The following is an 18,005-nucleotide window of genomic DNA, read 5'->3' on the forward strand; positions in this document are numbered from 1 at the left end:
ATGAAATACAGATTCATGCTTCTCATTACGGCCATTGTCTGGGGCGGCGGCTTTGTCGCACAACGCCTGGGGGCGGAATGTATCGGACCGTTTACCTTCAATTGTTGCCGTTACGGTATCGGCGCGCTTTGTTTAGTACCGCTTTTACTGTCCCAAAAACAAACCTCCTCCCCTGCTGTCCCGAAAGGACTTTCATTAATAAAAGCCTGTTCTCTTTTAAGCGTTCTTTTATTTGCCGGCTCGGGTTTGCAACAAATCGGCTTAGCCTACACCACTGCCGGCAAAGCAGGCTTTATTACCTCCTTATATATTGTGACGGTACCGCTGCTGGGGTTATTTTTTAAACACCCTTTGCGACTGTCGCATGTCATCGGATGTGCCGTTGCATTATGGGGACTCTATTTATTGGCGTTTCACGGCGGCACCTCCGAACCGCTCAATAAAGGCGATATGATGCAACTTGCCGGCGTTCTTTTCTGGTCTTGCCATATTCTTACCGTCAGCCGTTTCGTGCCTCATTTTTCCGGGATTCATTTGGCCGCCGGACAATTCCTCGGTTGTTGCCTTATTAATGCCCTTGCCCTATGGATCCATGGCGAAACGCTTTCGTTGTCTTCCTTAACCGCCGCAGCTCCGGCCTTGGCCTATTCCGGAATATTGGCAGGCGGCGTCGGTTTTACGCTGCAAATATTAGGGCAAAAAAAAGTGCCCCCTACGGAAGCTTCACTGCTTTGCAGTTTGGAAATGATCTTCGGTGCGCTCGGCGGTGTATTATTTTTAGGAGAATGGATGACCTGCGTAGAATGGCTGGGTTGTCTGTTCATGACTATCGGTATTTTTGCCGCCCAAACGGGAGGCCGTACAGTATACCGTCCCCGGTAAAAAATACCTGCCACTATTCTCCCGCACGCCTATAGACGAACCTATCCGATTGGTATATGATACTGTATGTATGTAGCAGTACCCTTCTCTTTTACTGCACATACATGACATTGCATAATGAGGTGAAATCCTATGACATTTTATGAACAAGCTATGAAAGTTCGCACGGAAAAAAACGGCATCCTCGAAGTACTCCCGCGAGTAACCGTAAAAACGCGTGACGACTTAAGTATATTATATACGCCGGGCGTTGCCGAACCTTGTCGAGAAATTGCCAAAAATCCCGACGCCTCTTTTGATTTAACCGGTCGCGGCAACACCATTGCCGTTATTTCCGACGGCACCCGCGTACTGGGTCTCGGCGATATAGGCGCCACAGCGGCAATGCCCGTAATGGAAGGCAAGGCGCTGTTATTCAAACTATTCGGCGGCGTCAATGCGATTCCCTTATGTATTGATACTAAAGACCCCGAAATATTTATAAACACTGTAAAACTGTTGGCGCCTTCCTTCGCCGGCATTAATTTGGAAGATATTTCTTCCCCCAAATGCTATGAAATTGAATCCCGTTTAAAAGCGGAAATGGATATTCCCGTCTTTCACGATGATCAACACGGTACGGCCATTGTCGCCCTGGCCGGCGTACTGGGAGCCTGCCGCTTAACAGGACGCGATATTCGTACCGCACATATTGTCATGAACGGCGCCGGAGCGGCCGGAGCCTCCATCAGTCGCTTATTATTGCGAGAAGGTGCCGAACATGTACTGGTCGTCGATAAAATGGGTATTTTACACAAAGACCTGAAAGGAATGAACCCGATACAAGCCGAATTGGCCGCCCGCACCAATCCGGAAAACCGGCAAGGCACCCTGGAAACTGCCGTAAAAAATGCCGATATCCTCTTAGGCGCTTCCGGTCCGGGCTTATTTACACCGGCCTTGCTCCGCATGATGAATGACAACGCCATTGTCTTTTCTTTAGCCAATCCGATACCGGAAATATCCTACACGGATGCCAAAGAAGCCGGGGCGGCCGTAGTCGGTACGGGCCGTTCGGATGCTCCCAATCAAATTAATAACGTCATGGTCTTTCCGGGGATCTTTCGCGGCGCTTTAGCCGTACGGGCCTCCGCAATCAATGAAGAAATGAAACTGGCGGCGGCGCATGCCATTGCCGATTTGGTATCTGCCGAAGAATTAAGAGATACCTATGTCATTCCCGATTCCTTTGATCCTCGCGTAGCGCCGGCGGTAGCCGCAGCCGTAGCCCGGGAAGCGATGAAATCGGGATTGGCGCGAAAACAACGGGATCCGGAAGATATTCGCCAAGAAGTCGCGTGCGATCTGCAAACCCTCCATCAACGCCTCGATCAACAACAATAAAAAATACGGCATATAAAGACCCCATGCAGGGAAAACCCGTGCATGGGGTCTCTTTATATGCCGACCTTCCTTTTTTCACTGCCTCTGCCGCTTACACATCGGGCGCCGGCACTGTTTTTTTCAATACGCCGCAGCGGCATAACGCCGTACGTACATCCGCCGGAACAGCCGCAAAATACTGTTCCAATTGACGTACAGCCTGCCGCTCTTCTTGAATAATACGATCCAATTCTTCCCGACTGTACGACAACTCTTCAAAATCACCCAACTGCTCCGCCGTAAACATGCGATACGTATATTCTTCCGGCGTACATCCGTACGAAGAAGGAATTTCTCGCTCCATATCCCCATTAAGCGAACCGATTTCATGTGAATGGACAGGATCTCCCAAACTTAATTTACGAATCACATCGTATCCCGCCAACGTCGTATACACATTGCCGTATTGTTCATACAACCGGTTATATCGGTCCATATATTGCGCCTGAGTTGCCACAATGTCCATTAATTTACGGTCGGAAGAAAATAAGTCATCCCCCGCCAATTCATTCGCATCGCTCAGCAGCGCCGTCCCGATAAAAAATTCCAATTCTTCCCCGTTTATTTTACAACTGCCGCCTCTTCCCCGTTTAATGACAAAATGATATTCATCCGGTGTAATTTCAATTGCTTTTTGTACGGACAATAATTCAATATGAACCTTCGGTTCCGTAGTACGCTCAATCGTTAAGCCGTTTTTGGATAAATTTCCCGTAATTTCCCATTGTCCCCGGGTCCGTGTTTGTACAATTTTTCGTAACTCCATTTCAACGGCATGAAAATCGCCGGCCGAATATTCCCGGCCTATCCGTGCCTGCAAAAAATCATAAATAATTTGTATTATTTCCCGCTTTTCTGCGCGCAACGCTTTTAGTACCCGAATTTCTTCCTGCAATGTTTGTAAACTGTCCTGCTTCAAAAAAATCCCCCCCTTTTCTATGGTCTATATAATACACCTAATTTTACTTTTTTTCACTACCTGATAAAAAGAATCAAAAAGAGTGTTCACTCTTCCGTATTTCTTTACTACAACGCAATAAAAAATATACCGAACAGCAAACACTCTTATACCGACCTTATAATAAGCCGATGCAATGTTGAACAATCAAGCTGACAGAAGCCACTCCGAACCAACAAAGTAATCCTAAAATAATAGGACGCAACCCGTTCCGAATCAATCCCAACAAGTGCGTACGCAAACCGATCGCCGTCATGGCCATGACAATAAAGAATTTGCCGGCTTCTCCCAGAAAATGCAATACACTGTGAGGAATTACATGATATCCGACAGTACTGATAATGGACGCAATCACAAAATATAAAATAAAATTCGGAAATACGGCCCGTAAGGAAAAAGCATTGTCCGTATTTTGTCGTTTAGCCACAATAAAAGCAATAATAATGCACACCGGAACAATCATCAACGCCCGTGTTAATTTCGTAATCGTCGCCAATCCTCCGGCAACAGCACTATACGAATAGCCGGCAGCCACCACGGAAGAGGTATCATTAATCGCCGTTCCGGCCCACATCCCGAAGCAGGCATCCGTCATGTGCATAAGGTGCCCCAAAAAAGGAAATAAGAACACAGCAATAATGTTAAATAAAAAAATAGTGGAAATCGAATACGCCACATCCCGTTCCGTCGCTTTAATAATAGGCGCCACCGCTGCAATAGCGGAACCGCCGCAAATCGCCGTACCGACGCCGATCAAAGTCGTCGTATTAAATTGCAATTTTAATAGTTTACCAAAAATGAAGGCCACAATAAACGCGGTAGCTAACGTAAATACCATGACGGAAAAAGAATGCGCACCGGTATGCAATACATGCATCAAATTCATTTCAAAGCCGAGCAGCACAATCGAATATTGCAATACTTTTTTACCGGTATACGAAATCCCTTCTTCCAACACTTCCGGACGATGCACGGCGGCAAAAATCATACCTAATAAAATACCGAAAACAGGACCGCCGACAATCGGAAACTTCCATCCCAGCAAATATGCCGGAACAGCAAACACCAAGGTAAACAACATACCTTTTATTTTAGATACGGACATCCTTACAACACTCCTCTATTCATCATTTAGCCGTATACAAGGAGAAAAAGTAACTTCACATTATTCTGAAAATCCCTCTTGTTTTCGACCATAGAATGAGTGTATCATATAAGAAAGTATATGTAAAATTATATTATTTTATATTTTTAATAGGTAGGAGGTTATTCTATTGAAAAAAAATATTACCTTGCGCCATTTTACTATTTTTATCTGCGTTTGCGAAGAAAATAATATGACGCATGCCGCACGGCGCTTACACATGACCCAGCCGTCCGTCAGTCAAGTGATTCAAGAAATTGAAGGGCTGTACGGCACTCGTCTGTTTGAACGATTAGGCCGCAGTTTGCACATTACCTCTGCCGGCAAGCGCCTACTGCAATACGCCTATCAAATCGTTTCCTTAACCAAACAGATTGAAGCTACCATGACCTCTTTTCAAACCACTATTCCCCTACGCATCGGCGCCAGTGTAAGCATCGGTGAATTTTGTTTAATTGAATACTTACATTTTTTACATACCTATCGAAAACAAGCGCCTATATTTTCCGAAATCCACAACACGACCGAATTGGAATCCATGTTGCTGTGTGATAAGCTGGACTTTGCGCTCTTAGAAGGCGCCATCCGTTCCGAATACATTATCACCCTTCCTTTTATGGAAGATGAATTAATCATCGCCGTTCCCCCGCAACATCCGCTGGTAAAAAAAGGGCGCATTCAATTATCGGATCTGCGAAATTTTCCGATGTTTTTACGAGAAGAAGGCAGCGGTACGCGCAATCTCTTTACCCACATAATGGAAGAACACCATATTCCCTTTCAAATTTGCGGCGTTTACAATAATACGGAATCCTTAAAAAAAGCCGTATTAGCCGGTTTAGGAGGGACCGTATTATCCCGACATTTGGTCCGAAAAGAATGGGAAAACGGAGAATTGGGAATTTTATATATTGAAAATGATCTCTTCCATCGGCACTTCAAAATTGCCTACCATAAAGATAAATTTCTCTTTCCCGCCTTACAAGATGCCTTGACCATCTGCCGCGATTACACCCGCTGGTTTCCCGGTACTTTTTTCACCGCCCGCTCTTGACCGTGCTTCTTCCTCATGCTATGGTACTGTCAGAATAAAATGAAGGAGATCGCCATTATGACGCAAGACAGAAACAAACATTTTTATTTGGGTAAAACCGTCGCCATTGCCGACAACGAAAAATTGACGGCCAAAGCCCGCCAAAGTTTGTATACGGCTCGTGCCGAACACACCATTACCGCCTATCGCTCGGATTGGAATGATTTTTGCGACTGGTGTGAGTATCACGATGTACCTTTTTTTCCTGCCGCTGCCGAAACCATTGTAAATTATATAAATGATTTAGCCGACCATGCCAAGGCCAATACGGTAGCTCGCCGTATCAGCGCCTTAACGGAAAATTTTGATGCCGCCGGCTTACCGGAAAATCCTTGTCGCATGCCCCTTGTAAAAAACGCCGTCCGCGGCATAAAACGCATGAAAGGCACGGCGCAACAGGGAAAACTTCCCATCCTCTTTGATGATATTAAAGAAATGCTTACCTACCTTGAAGGAAATACCTTACAACGCGCCCGCGACAAAGCCATTCTTCTTGTCGGCTTTTACGGCGCCATGCGACGTTCGGAAATTGCCAACCTCGATGTAGGGGACATACGTTTCACCCGCTTGGGAATGCTCTTAACCTTACGAAAATCCAAAACCGACCCTTTTGATCGCGGCCAAATGATTGCCATTCCTTATGTAGCGGATCCGCAAATCTGTGCCGTCCGCGCCCTAAAAGAATGGCTGCAGGAAAGCGGTATCACCGGCGGTCCTTTATTCCGCGGCTTCACGAAAACCCATTCCCTGCGCACCAACCGTATATCCGACAAAACCGTCGCCTTGCTCGTTAAGCAGTATGTCGCACGCATGGGGATGGATCCTCGGGACTACGGAGCCCATAGCCTGCGGCACGGCTTTGCCACCTCCGCCGCCCAACACCATGTAGAAGAACGGCAAATTATGCGCCAAACACGACACAAATCTCAAACCGTTGTTCGTCGCTATATTGATGAAGCCGATCGTCTCATTGATAACCCCATTTTTAAAATTACAGAACAAAAATAACCTCTCCTATAAATAAAATGATTATAAATAAAAAGACAGTTTTCCCGCCATAGAGCGACCCCCGAAAGCGGCGTTTAAAAATCGCCGCCCGAGTGCCGATAGGCAATGGACAAACTGTCTTTGTTACTTTCCCGCCTTTCCCAAGCAGGATATACATCTACCGATTCGCTTACTGCAAATGAGTTAACGGATCGGGGCCGTACTGATTATCCCCTTTCGTTCCTTTCGCAAATAGCAAATAAAGCCAAAATAAAATACCGATATACGGCAAATATAATAAAATACAATACCGACCGCTCTTATCGCGATCATGCAGCCGCCGAATGACAAACATGCCCTGCATAGCACAGAAGCCGATAAAAATCGCAAATAACAAGGTAATTTCACAATAGGATACTGTCGAAAACGTTCGTACCGTATGAAAAATCATCCCGGTCATGCCGTTTGTAAAGGAATCCAATAAGCGATTCGTCATAATCGATCCCCAAATCAGCAACACTATCCAGCCGACCAGCGATCGAATAAAAAAAGACAGGCGTCCCAACCGCCCACGCGGTGAAAAAAACCGTTCAGTTAAGGAATCATCCCGCCACGGCTCATAATACGTGCGCGGATTAAACCCCTTGCATGGCGGATTTTGATGATACGCATCTTCTGCACCGGCAAAGCCGATTTCAAAAGGATTGGTATGATGCGTTTTTTTTACTTCTTTTTCCATATATACCCTCACAATTCTCCCCAAAACCGTTTTCTCCCGATAACCACGGGTCCCCTATACCTTAACTCTCCTCTTTTATAGTATAGCATTCCCTTTGACAAATGAACAGATACTAATAGTATTTCTCACCTGTATCTTTATAAAGACACGAAAAGACGTCGTCACATATAATCCGACGACGTCTTCGCCCTGCCCCCCTTCGGCTGCAGGATACATCTGCTACGCTCATTGCTTTCGCAACAACACTTTTTGTACGGCACGGTACACATCCGCTTCTCCCAAATGATAGGCCTGTACTAATTCTTCGGGATTCCCGGAAGAGCCGAAACAGTCTTGAATCCCCACTGTCTCTACAGGGGTACAACAGCACCGACTCAAGGTTTCACAAACCGCACTGCCTAAACCGCCAATTTGCTGATGTTCTTCACATACGACAACAGCGCCGGTTTGTGCCGCATACCGGCAAATGCCTTCTTCATCCAAAGGTTTGACCGTATGCACATTGACGACTGCCGCTTCTATTCCTTGTGCGGCCAGTTGCGCCGCCACTTGCAAACAGGTGGCCACCATGATGCCGTTAGCAAATAAGGTGACATCCGTCCCTTCTCGCAGACAAGCGACTTTTCCTAAGGTAAACGGCGTATGTTCATTGGTAATAACGGCTACCGGGTTCCGCCCGAAACGTAAGTATGACGGACCTTTCACCGCATATAAAGCCAGTGTTGCTTTATAGGTTTCCCAATAATCACAAGGGACTACGATGGTCATATTCGGAATGGTGCGCATTAACGCCACATCCTCCAGTGCCTGATGGGTCCCTCCGTCGGGACCGACAGAAATGCCGGCATGAGCCCCGCCCAATTTGACATTAAGGCGATTATAACAGACCGTATTCCGAATTTGTTCCCAAGCTCGCCCCGTTAAAAAAACACCGTATGTAGAAACAAACGGCGACAGACCGGCCGCCGCCATTCCGGCAGCCGTTCCTACTAAATCCTGTTCCGAAATACCGACATTCACATAGCGGTCGGCATATTGCCGCCGCACCCAGTCTGTACGAGTGGAAGTGGCTACATCCGCATCCAGTACGATAACTTCTTCATGTTGTTTACATAATTCCAATAATGCCCGACCATAACCGTCACGCATGGGTACTTTTTCCATTACCGTTCCTCCCGGGTCAATTCCCTCATCGCACTCTTGTATTGCCTTTCATTCGGTGCCGTACCGTGCCACTCCGCTTGATTTTCCATATAAGAAACGCCTTTTCCTTTTACCGTGTTTGCCAAAATGACGGACGGCTTTCCCCGCCGTTCTTCGGCCTGTCGAAAGGCCTCATACAATGCCGGTATGCTGTGTCCGTCGACGCACGTTGCGTGCCAGCCGAAACTTTGCCACTGCGTCGCCGCCGCGTTCATATTTTTAATTCCGGCCACGGCATCAACCAGCTGCAACCCATTAACATCGACAATCAGACAGACATTATCCAACTTATGTTGTGCCGCAAACATGGCGGCTTCCCAAATCTGGCCTTCCTGTTGTTCGCCGTCACCGATAAGACAAAATACATGCGATGTCGACTGCTGTCGTTTTAATGCCCAGGCCATCCCGTTGGCAATAGACAAACCTTGCCCCAAGGAGCCTACGGCCATATCCAAACAGGGCAATTTTTCCATATTCGGATGTCCCTGTAAAGCGCTTCCCAATTTTCGCAACGTATGTAAGCTTTCCCGAGGAAAAAATCCTTTATGTGCCAACACACTGTAATATGCAGGCGCCGCATGTCCTTTAGATAAAATAAAACGATCCCGCAACGGATCTTGCGGCTGTGCCGGATTACATCGAAATACATCGGTAAAATACAGCGTCACCATAATTTCTACGGCCGACAATGAACTCCCGGGATGCCCGGATCCGGCCAAATATATAGACTGTACCGTATCCTTACGTACTTGCCGGCACAGCTCTTGTAGTTGTTTGCTCATGCCAACGTGCCTCCTGTCAGCGATTGCTGAAAAATACGGAAAAACGCATCGGTGCTTGCATATTCCGACCAATGCGTTTACAAAAAATCGTATGTCAACACGTATGTTTTCTTTTTACGTGTATATATACGGACAGAACCCCCAGGCTCTCCTCCGCTCTTTGTATTGTACACTGATTATCTAAGCAAGTCAATTTATTATGCGTGTATCGCATAATAAATATAACAGGTCGGTCACTTCTCTTTTTCCGAAAAGGCTGCACCCTCTTGCAACGTTTTCGTCCACGCCTCGGCAACCGCTGCAAATTCTTGTAAATCCAAAGTTTCTCCGCGTCTTTCACCGTCGATCTGCGCCTCCCGCAACATACGCGTTACCGTTTCTTTGGAAATCCCCGCTCCCTGTAACGCATTACGGAATACTTTTCGTCGTTGTGCAAATGCCGCTTTTACCACTTTAAAAAAACGAGCTTCTTCTTGCACCTTTACAGGCGGTTCCGTACGTACTTGTAAGGCTACCACTGCCGAGGTCACTTCCGGTGCCGGCATAAACGCCTGTGGCGGAATTTCAAATAACAGCTCCGCTTGCGTATAATATTGAACCGCAACGGAAAGCGCTCCGTACACCTTACTTCCCGGGGCGGCCACCATACGTTGCGCCACTTCTTTTTGCACCATAAATACCAATCGGCGTATCGGCAATCGTTGTTCCAACAACTGCATGATAATCGGCGTCGTAATATAATACGGCAAATTCGCACACACCGTAAACGGCTTGTGTTCCATAATATCCGGAATGGACACCCGCATAATATCCCCATGTATGACCTGCACATTATCATAATGAGCCAAGGTTTTAGCTAAAATCGGCAACAACCCGGCATCCACCTCTACGGCGCGCACAGCAGCGCCGGTTTCTGCCAGCGCTTGGGTCAACGTACCTATGCCCGGACCGATTTCCAACACTTGCTCTCCGGGAGTTAACGCGGCCGCTTCCGCAATAGCGGCTACCGCCTCATGACGAATGAGAAAATTCTGCCCCAATTTTTTATTCATATGCAACCCGAAGCGTCTTACTATATAGCGCACGACTTCAGGGTTGGCTAAATCCACTTCTTTCATCCGTTGTTCTCTCCCAATTGCGCCAAAGCCGCCTGCCATTCTTGACGGGTGACGCCATAATGATTTAAACGTTGTAAAAATTGTTTCGCATTTCCATAACCGATTCCCAACAACGCACCCAAGGCCTCACGGCGCGTTGCCGCCGTTGCCGTGCCGTTACATCCCGCGTCCCATATATCTTGCATCGTAAAGGTTTCCGACACCGCCATTTCCGTACCTCTGGTTTTTTCCAATGCCCGTACAATCGAAGCCGCCGACGCCTGCTCGACGCCCAAATCATGATTGGCTATCGCTTCTTGCCGAGGAATAAAGGCATGTTTCGCCTTCGGAAAGCGCTGTGCCAAGTACTGCCGAATTCTTTCACCGGCACTGTCGGGATCCGTCAAAATAATAATTCCCCGCTTTTCATACGCACATTGAATTTTTTGCAACGTATCCGGACGCAAAGAAAAACCGTCTGTCGTAATCATATCCGCTTCAATATGAGAAGCTCGAATCCTTGCCGCATCCGCTCGTCCTTCCACCACCAATACTTCTTTAAGCATGTCCGCCGGCCTCCCTTGCCGCCAAAATATATTGTGCCGCCTGCAATACGGCCAATACATTGTGTTCAAACACAATGCCCCCTTGTAAATAAATCACATAGGGCTCCCGTATGGGACCGTCCGCCGATAATTCAATCGAGGACCCCTGCACAAAGTCCCCTGCCGCCATAATGATTTTATCCGCATATCCCGGCATCGCATCCGGAATCGGGGCTACATGAGCATCTACCGGAGAAGAAGACTGTATACCCCGACAAAACAAACACATATTTTCTTCATTTTGCAAATATACGGTTTGAATTAAATCCGCACGCCGCTCTTGCGGAGACGGCGAAACAGTAAATCCCAACCGCTCAAAAACCGTCGCTGCAAACACGGCTCCTTTGATGGCCTGTGCCGTCACATGCGGTGCCATAAAAAAGCCCTGAAAAAAAAGGCGATATCCGGCTGCATACGACCCCAACTCATCGCCCAATCCGGGAGCCGTCAAGTAATCCGCCGCCGCTTCTACCCATTCTTTTTTACCGGCAATATATCCCCCTGTCGGAGCCAAGCCGCCACCGGCATTTTTAATCAAAGACCCCGCTATAATATCCGCTCCCGCTTCCAACGGTTCTTCCCGTGCAGTAAACTCGCCGTAACAATTATCCACAAAACAAATCGTCTGCGGACTGCACGTTTTTACAACTTCCACAATCTTCCGTATATCCGCCGGCGTCAGCGACTTACGCGCACTATATCCCCGAGAACGCTGAATTAAAGCCACTTTCGGCTTATATTCCGTCATGGCTCGGGCGATAGCTTCCAAATCGTACCGATTATCTCGTAACGGTACTTCTTCATACAACACGCCTTTTTCTTTGAGCGACCGCGGCGTATGCCGGGCATACCCGATAACCCCCTGCATCGTATCATACGGAGCGCCCGCCAACGATACCAGCCGCTCGCCCTTTGCCAATAATGCGCACAACACGGTTGCCAAGGTATGGGTGCCGGAAACAAAATGAGGCCGTACCAACGCTTTTTCGGCACGAAACACACGGGCATATACTTCATCCAATTTTTCCCGGCCCAAATCACTATACCCATACCCGGATGTCCCGGCAAATTGAAACGCCGAAACGCGACATTCCTTATACGCTTGCAATACCTTTTCCGTATTTTTCAGAGCCACCCGGTCAATATATTCAAATTGTTCCGCACAAGCTTCCATCGCTTGTTGTCGTAATGTTTCAAAATCTATAGGCACTTCATTATTCCTTTCTGCAAAAAAATGCGGTTACTTCCCGCCACACCGTTTGTACCAGCGACGTTTCCGAAGCGAATGCGGTTTTATCGAACCAGTGAATGTACGGCATGCGACGATACCAGGTCCATTGTCGTTTGGCAAAACGACGCGTACGGGTCTTAATATTGGCTATCGCCTGCGGCAACGATAAAGTACCTTGTATACACGCCGCCAACTCTTCATATCCAATCGCCTTCATCGCCTGATTTTCCGTACCGTATCCGCACCGCAAAAGATATGCCGCTTCCTGTTGCCAACCTGCCGCTATCATGCGGTCAATCCGCTGTTCAATCCGTTGATATAAGATAAACCGGGGTAAGGAAAGACCGATAACATACGCATCATACACCAATCCGTTCGCCTTACCGGCACGTACAAATTTTTTACCCTCACCATGTTCGATAGCGGCTACCAAGCGCACCAACCGATTGGTATTAGCCAGCAATTCATGCCAATCCGCCGGTTCCCATGCCGTTTCACGGATAATATATTTGCGCAATGCCGTTTCTCCTAACGAGGCAATACGTTGCCGAGCTTGTGCTCGCTGCGCCGTAGTAACGGACGGCGCGGAAAAATCATACCCTTCCAGCAAAGATTGCACATACAGACCGGTGCCGCCGACCAACACGGGAATTTTTCCCCCGGCATTAATACGCCGAATAAGTTCCTTTGCCTGTGCGCAAAACAAAGCCGCCGAATAGGGTTCTCCCGGTTCGGCAATATCAATCAAATAATGACGATGCCCGGCCAACTCCGCTGCGGACGGTTTGGCCGTACCGATATTCATATGCCTATAAATTTGATACGCATCCCCGGATATAAGCGGGGCCTGCAACTTTTTTGCCAACGCCAAGCTGAGTGCCGTTTTTCCCACGGCGGTCGGTCCCACAATAGCGATTACCTTATCCATGCTTCCACTCTCCCTTTAGGATGACATACTGAATGCGGCTATATTTTCCCCCTATTTTTGTACCCGAAAAAGCGTTTTCCCGGGCTGTATGAAAGGCCCTTTCTTTGATTACTACACGAGCACATTTTTTTAAAGCTTGCTGAATAATTGACGGGGACAGTGTGGTACGAGGCAAAAGAGACCGTAACGGTTGAAAATTACTGCTCGTCATAATCGGACCGGTAAACATGGGGTCAAAATAAATAACATCAAACGGCTCCCGTATGCGTTCCAATGCCTCCGTATAATCAGCAACTTTTAAAGAAATACGTCGTAACGCCGCCGTTACATCCGCTTGTTGATGTACATAATGTTGAAACCCCCACGCCGTTATTGCCGCCAATTCAGGAGATTTTTCCCACGCCTGCACCTCCGATCCCGCCGGCAGACCGAAAGAAAGAATCGCCGCATCCGCTCCCAATCCGCAGGTGCAATCCAGTACCCGTCCCGCTTGTTTCAATCCTACTGCCGTCAATAAATAATCCGGTTCCTGTCTTCGCAACCGCTGAATTCGCAACTGTGCCATTTGCAAACTAAAAAAATGTCTCCCTGTAGGCGTAATCAGTTCCGGTCCCTGTGCCGTATATACCAATAAAGGGTACCCGTAGTCGGTCGCCAACGCCGACAAACTGCGTTTGTTCCGCAAAATAAACGTATGATTCGTCCGGATCGCCCACTTTTGAGCCGCTTTTACAATTGTTTCTCCGGCATTTACGGAGGTGGTTACAATCGGGCTCATGTGCGTTTAAACAATTTCGCCAACTCGGCGGCCGTAAACCGAATAATCACCGGACGTCCATGAGGGCAAACAAACGGTTTTTCTGTTCGGAACAAGTCTTCCAATAATTTTTGCATTTCCCGTATCGTAATTTTATCCCCCGCCTTAATCGCACCCCGACAAGCCATATATGCCAACGCGCGATGACGAATCGTCGCCTTATCCCAATGTTTATTTTCCCGCAATCCCCGACATATAGTTTGTAACGATTCTTTAATTTCTCCGCCGGGCAAATCCGCCGGTACTTCCTCTATCCGTATCGTCGTCGGTCCCGCTTCCGAATACGTATATCCCAACTTACGAAACAACTCCCGCTGTTCGGTAAGAAGAACCATATCCGTTTCATCCGCTTCCACAAATTCCGGCGTTAATAATTGCTGACTCGGTACATTTTCCATTTGTCGGCAAAACCGATCATAGCGTACCCGTTCATGTGCCGCATGTTGATCAATAATATATAAATCCCGTCCTTTTTTAGCAATAATATAGCAATCCGCCACTGCCCCCAAAGGAACAAAATCCGTTTCTTCTTCAAAATGAATCTGCGCATCCGGTCGGGTCGTCGCCTCCCCGGCGTGTAAAGCAACCGAAAAATCCCGTTCGGTCCCCGGCGCCGCAGTATACGGATTTTCACGCCTTTCCCGCACTGACGCCACCGGCGCCGATGCCTGCAAAGCGGAACCCCGATGCGCCGCATATCCGGCCGAACGCCGTTCTTCGGGAATTTCCGGTAAAGTCAGAGCGGTCGGCTCCCACACCCGCTCCGGTTCCTGCGTACGCACAAAATCCGCCGCCGCTTCTTCCCTATGTTGCAGTTGTCGCGAATCGGCCGCAATCGGACGGGCAATCCGCTCCGGTTCTTCCTGCGCGACCAGGGCGCCGACAATCGCATGATACACGGCGCGATACACCGCTTTTTCATCGGCAAACTTGATTTCCGTTTTTGCCGGATGCACATTGACATCCAAGGCCGCCGGATCCAGTTGAATATGTAACAACGCAAAGGGATAGCCTGCTTTAGGCAACATCGCATGATACGCATTATCTATCGCTTTAAATAACATGGGATTATATACAATCCGATGATTGACCACACACGTTTGCCACATACGCGAACTTTTTAAAATCGACGGTCTGCCGACAAACCCCGACACGCCGATTTCTTCAGTTTCCGAAGCGCCTAAAGGGAACACTTCTTTAGCCACTTCCGCGCCATAAATATCGGCAACGGTCTCTTGTAAGGAACCGGAACCGCCCGTCTGCAAAGTCGTACGGCCGTTATTGATAAAAGTAAATCCGATCGCCGGATGAGCCAGAGATAATTTGGTCAACATTTCACTGATTTTTGCCGTTTCCGTACGCGTACTTTTTAAAAATTTCCGCCGTGCCGGCGTATTAAAAAATAAATCACTCACTTCCATCGTGGTCCCCGCAGGAGCCCCCACTTGTTCTTGGGTAATAATTTCACCGGCTTGTAACACTAAATGCGAGGCAAATTCATCTTCTTTACGCCGCGTCGTAATTTGAAAATGAGAGACAGCGGCAATACTCGGCACCGCTTCCCCGCGAAACCCTAACGACGTAATAGAAAAAATATCTTCCACCGTACGAATTTTACTCGTTGCATGCCGCACGATACAAATCCGCGCATCTTCCGGTCCCATACCGCAACCGTCATCCGTCACCCGCATATAGGACTGCCCGCCATCGGCAATTTCCACTTCAATCATCGTTGCTCCGGCATCAATGGAATTTTCCACCAACTCTTTAATGCACGAAGCGGGACGTTCCACCACTTCACCGGCGGCAATTTTATTACGTGTCGCTTCATCTAAAACAGCAATGACCGTACTCATCCGACTCCGCTCCCCTCTTTCGCTTCTTTTTGTAAGGCATACAAAAAGGAAATCGCTTCAATGGGCGTTAAACCGTTAATATCCACTTCCAACAAGCGGGTCAAAACAGGATTGGCAAATAACCCTTCCGCCCCGACAGTATCCCGCTTTTCCGAGGGACTTACCTGACAAGGCCGATGTTCCGCCGTTTCCAGCTCCTGTAAAATCACTTCCGCCCGCTTCAGCAATCCTTCCGGCAGCCCTGCCAGACGCGCCACATGCAGCCCGTAACTGCGATCGGCACCGCCCGGAATAATGCGACGTAAAAACGTAATATCCCGGCCCCGTTCTTTAACGGCAACCGTATAATTTTTTATTTTTTTCGACATCGTACTCATATCTGTAAGTTCATGATAATGCGTAGCAAATAACGTCAAAGCATGTACTTTTTTTAAACAATATTCAATAACGGCACGAGCAATAGACATCCCGTCAAACGTACTGGTACCTCTCCCGATTTCATCTAAAATCAACAAACTGTTTTGTGTGGCATATTGTAAAATATGCGAAACTTCCTCCATTTCCATCATAAAGGTACTTTGCCCCGTCAAAATATCATCCGTAGCCCCAATACGGGTAAAAATACGATCTACCGGACAAATGGAAGCTTCCCGCGCCGGAATAAACGAACCGATTTGCGTCATCAACACTAAAACCGCAACTTGACGCATATACGTTGATTTCCCCGCCATATTGGGGCCGGTAATTATCAATATTTCATGCGTATCATGATTTAACACCACATCATTCGGCACAAAAAGAGCATTTTTTACATAGTGTTCCATAATCGGATGCCGGCCGTCGACAATGCGAATTTGTCTTTCTCCGTTTAATTGCGGGCGTATATATCGGTTTTCTTGTGCCGCCACCGCCAAACTGTGCAGGCAATCCAATTGCGCTAAAGCCCGTGCCGTTTCTTGCATATCATGAATATGCGTTTGAATACGTTGCCGCACTTCGCCATACAACGCATATTCCAACGCCAACATCCGTTCTTGTGCCGTCAGTACCTTAACTTCAAACTCTTTTAAGGCCGGCGTAATATATCGTTCCGCGTTAACCAAGGTCTGTTTACGAATATAATACTCCGGCACGGGTTTCGTATTGGCATGAGAAATTTCAAAATAATAACCGAATACTTTCGTATACCCTATTTTCATTTTAATGCCGGTACGTTCCCGTTCTTTCGCTTCCAATTCTTGCAAAAATTCCTTACTGTTGGCACCGATACGGCGAATTTCATCCAACTCGGAAGAAAATCCTTCCCGTATAACCCCGCCATTCCGAATGACCTGCCCCGGTACCTCTTTGATGCTGCGACATAATAAATCATAGACCTCGTCATGCGTATGAACCGCTGCGATAAGGTCCCGTAAAATAGGGCTGGTCACCTGCTGCAAAGCTTGTTTTAACGTCGGCAGAACTCCCAACGATTCCCGTAAAGCAACATAATCTTTAGGACTCACCGTACCCGTTTCAATACGTGTCAAAATACGTTCAAAGTCATAAATTTTTTCTAAAATATCGGTAACATCCTTGCGCAGTACGCTATGCTGAACTAATTCCGCCACGCCTTCTTGCCGGCGCATAATCTGCGTACCGGACAGAAGAGGCGTTTCCAGCCACTTACGCAACAACCGCCCTCCCATCGCCGTGCAGGTATGATCCAGCACGGCTAAGAGCGTTCCCTTGCGGCCGCCGTCCCGCACATTACGGGTAATTTCCAAATGATGCAGGCAGGCCGCATCCAACACTAACCGTTGCTCTTGTTGTAACGGTTCCAACGTGTGAAAATACGAAATATCACATTTCATAACCTCCGTCACGTACGACAACAACAAGCCCAAACAATAGGACGCCGCCTTTGCCGCAGCCATCATCTCCACCGTAAAATATTGGGTTCCTACCGCTTCATAGTCCACATCCGTCCGAATATCCGGCTCCGTAAGGACGCAATTCCCCTCCCGTTGCTGTAAAATTTTCCGAATCCCGTCTTTTTGCGCCGCCGTCAAAGAGCCGAGCAATAATTCTCGCGGCGCATATACACTTACCATATCCCCGACTATACTTTCCCAGCCGTCCGTGTCGCAAACCTGCCACCAACATTCTCCCGTGGTCACATCGGCCAACACGAACGAAACGGACGCCGCACTTGCCGTCATACACGCCAAGTAATTATTCTGTTTGGCAGCCACCGCATGTTCCATCGTAATCGTGCCGGG

General features: G+C 47.8%; 16 protein-coding genes. 4 read left to right on the forward strand and 12 right to left on the reverse strand.

The genetic code is table 11. The features are described 5' to 3' along the window. Both HMPREF1039_RS03210 and HMPREF1039_RS03215 read left to right on the forward strand, forming a co-directional pair. A complete protein-coding gene (locus HMPREF1039_RS03210) occupies window positions 1–882 on the forward strand; it encodes a DMT family transporter (protein WP_007390942.1) in 882 nt (293 codons plus the stop codon). 132 nt (window positions 883–1,014) lie between these two features. Next, window positions 1,015–2,265, forward strand: a complete 1,251-nt coding sequence (locus tag HMPREF1039_RS03215; protein WP_007390971.1) for an NAD(P)-dependent malic enzyme — start codon at window positions 1,015–1,017, stop codon at window positions 2,263–2,265. A 91-nt stretch (window positions 2,266–2,356) separates the two neighbouring features. Here HMPREF1039_RS03215 and HMPREF1039_RS03220 read toward each other — a convergent pair whose 3' ends face one another. Beyond that, entirely contained in the window at window positions 2,357–3,223 is an 867-nt protein-coding gene (locus HMPREF1039_RS03220) for a hypothetical protein (RefSeq protein ID WP_007390983.1), read from the reverse strand. Between the two features lie 157 nt (window positions 3,224–3,380). Next, window positions 3,381–4,367 carry a YeiH family protein gene (locus tag HMPREF1039_RS03225; protein ID WP_007390946.1) on the reverse strand — a complete coding sequence of 329 codons (987 nt, stop codon included), beginning with the start codon at window positions 4,365–4,367 and terminating at the stop codon, window positions 3,381–3,383. Window positions 4,368–4,536: 169 nt separating this feature from the next. Here HMPREF1039_RS03225 and HMPREF1039_RS03230 point away from each other — a divergent pair, with 169 nt between their 5' ends. Both HMPREF1039_RS03230 and HMPREF1039_RS03235 read left to right on the forward strand, forming a co-directional pair. Continuing rightward, window positions 4,537–5,460, forward strand: coding sequence for a LysR family transcriptional regulator (locus HMPREF1039_RS03230; RefSeq protein WP_007390937.1), 924 nt, complete (start codon window positions 4,537–4,539; stop codon window positions 5,458–5,460). 57 nt (window positions 5,461–5,517) lie between these two features. Then, window positions 5,518–6,507, forward strand: a complete 990-nt coding sequence (locus HMPREF1039_RS03235) for a site-specific integrase (protein ID WP_007390974.1) — start codon at window positions 5,518–5,520, stop codon at window positions 6,505–6,507. Window positions 6,508–6,676: 169 nt separating this feature from the next. Here HMPREF1039_RS03235 and HMPREF1039_RS03240 read toward each other — a convergent pair whose 3' ends face one another. The 10 genes from HMPREF1039_RS03240 to mutS all read right to left on the reverse strand — a co-directional run. After that, window positions 6,677–7,225: a DUF805 domain-containing protein gene (locus HMPREF1039_RS03240; RefSeq protein WP_007390921.1), complete on the reverse strand. Its 549-nt coding sequence runs from the start codon at window positions 7,223–7,225 to the stop codon at window positions 6,677–6,679. Window positions 7,226–7,450: 225 nt separating this feature from the next. Beyond that, on the reverse strand, window positions 7,451–8,389 hold the full coding sequence (locus tag HMPREF1039_RS03245) for a transketolase family protein (protein WP_007390948.1): 939 nt from the start codon (window positions 8,387–8,389) through the stop codon (window positions 7,451–7,453). Then, window positions 8,389–9,210, reverse strand: coding sequence for a transketolase (locus HMPREF1039_RS03250; protein ID WP_007390912.1), 822 nt, complete (start codon window positions 9,208–9,210; stop codon window positions 8,389–8,391). Before HMPREF1039_RS03250 ends, HMPREF1039_RS03245 begins: the two co-directional genes overlap by 1 nt. A 233-nt stretch (window positions 9,211–9,443) precedes the next feature. Continuing rightward, window positions 9,444–10,328 (reverse strand): 16S rRNA (adenine(1518)-N(6)/adenine(1519)-N(6))-dimethyltransferase RsmA, encoded by an 885-nt coding sequence (rsmA, locus tag HMPREF1039_RS03255; RefSeq protein WP_007390924.1) that lies wholly within the window; start codon window positions 10,326–10,328, stop codon window positions 9,444–9,446. Next, a complete protein-coding gene (gene rnmV, locus HMPREF1039_RS03260) occupies window positions 10,325–10,873 on the reverse strand; it encodes a ribonuclease M5 (protein WP_007390960.1) in 549 nt (182 codons plus the stop codon). The genes rsmA and rnmV overlap by 4 nt, the downstream gene beginning before the upstream one ends. After that, window positions 10,866–12,116, reverse strand: a complete 1,251-nt coding sequence (locus HMPREF1039_RS03265; protein WP_176603340.1) for a methionine gamma-lyase family protein — start codon at window positions 12,114–12,116, stop codon at window positions 10,866–10,868. Before HMPREF1039_RS03265 ends, rnmV begins: the two co-directional genes overlap by 8 nt. Before the next feature lie 10 nt (window positions 12,117–12,126). Then, a complete protein-coding gene (miaA, locus tag HMPREF1039_RS03270) occupies window positions 12,127–13,071 on the reverse strand; it encodes a tRNA (adenosine(37)-N6)-dimethylallyltransferase MiaA (protein WP_007390915.1) in 945 nt (314 codons plus the stop codon). Beyond that, the gene (locus HMPREF1039_RS03275; protein ID WP_007390975.1) at window positions 13,064–13,849 is read right to left on the reverse strand and encodes a class I SAM-dependent methyltransferase; all 786 of its coding nucleotides are present in this window, start codon (window positions 13,847–13,849) and stop codon (window positions 13,064–13,066) included. Before HMPREF1039_RS03275 ends, miaA begins: the two co-directional genes overlap by 8 nt. Further along, on the reverse strand, window positions 13,846–15,744 hold the full coding sequence (gene mutL / locus HMPREF1039_RS03280) for a DNA mismatch repair endonuclease MutL (RefSeq protein ID WP_007390936.1): 1,899 nt from the start codon (window positions 15,742–15,744) through the stop codon (window positions 13,846–13,848). Before mutL ends, HMPREF1039_RS03275 begins: the two co-directional genes overlap by 4 nt. Next, on the reverse strand, window positions 15,741–18,005 hold a 2,265-nt coding region (gene mutS, locus HMPREF1039_RS03285), incomplete at its 5' end, for a DNA mismatch repair protein MutS (protein WP_007390919.1). The genes mutS and mutL, both read right to left, overlap by 4 nt.

Origin of the sequence: Megasphaera lornae (assembly GCF_000214495.1) — a bacterium.
In the GTDB taxonomy this organism is placed as follows: domain Bacteria; phylum Bacillota; class Negativicutes; order Veillonellales; family Megasphaeraceae; genus Megasphaera; species Megasphaera lornae.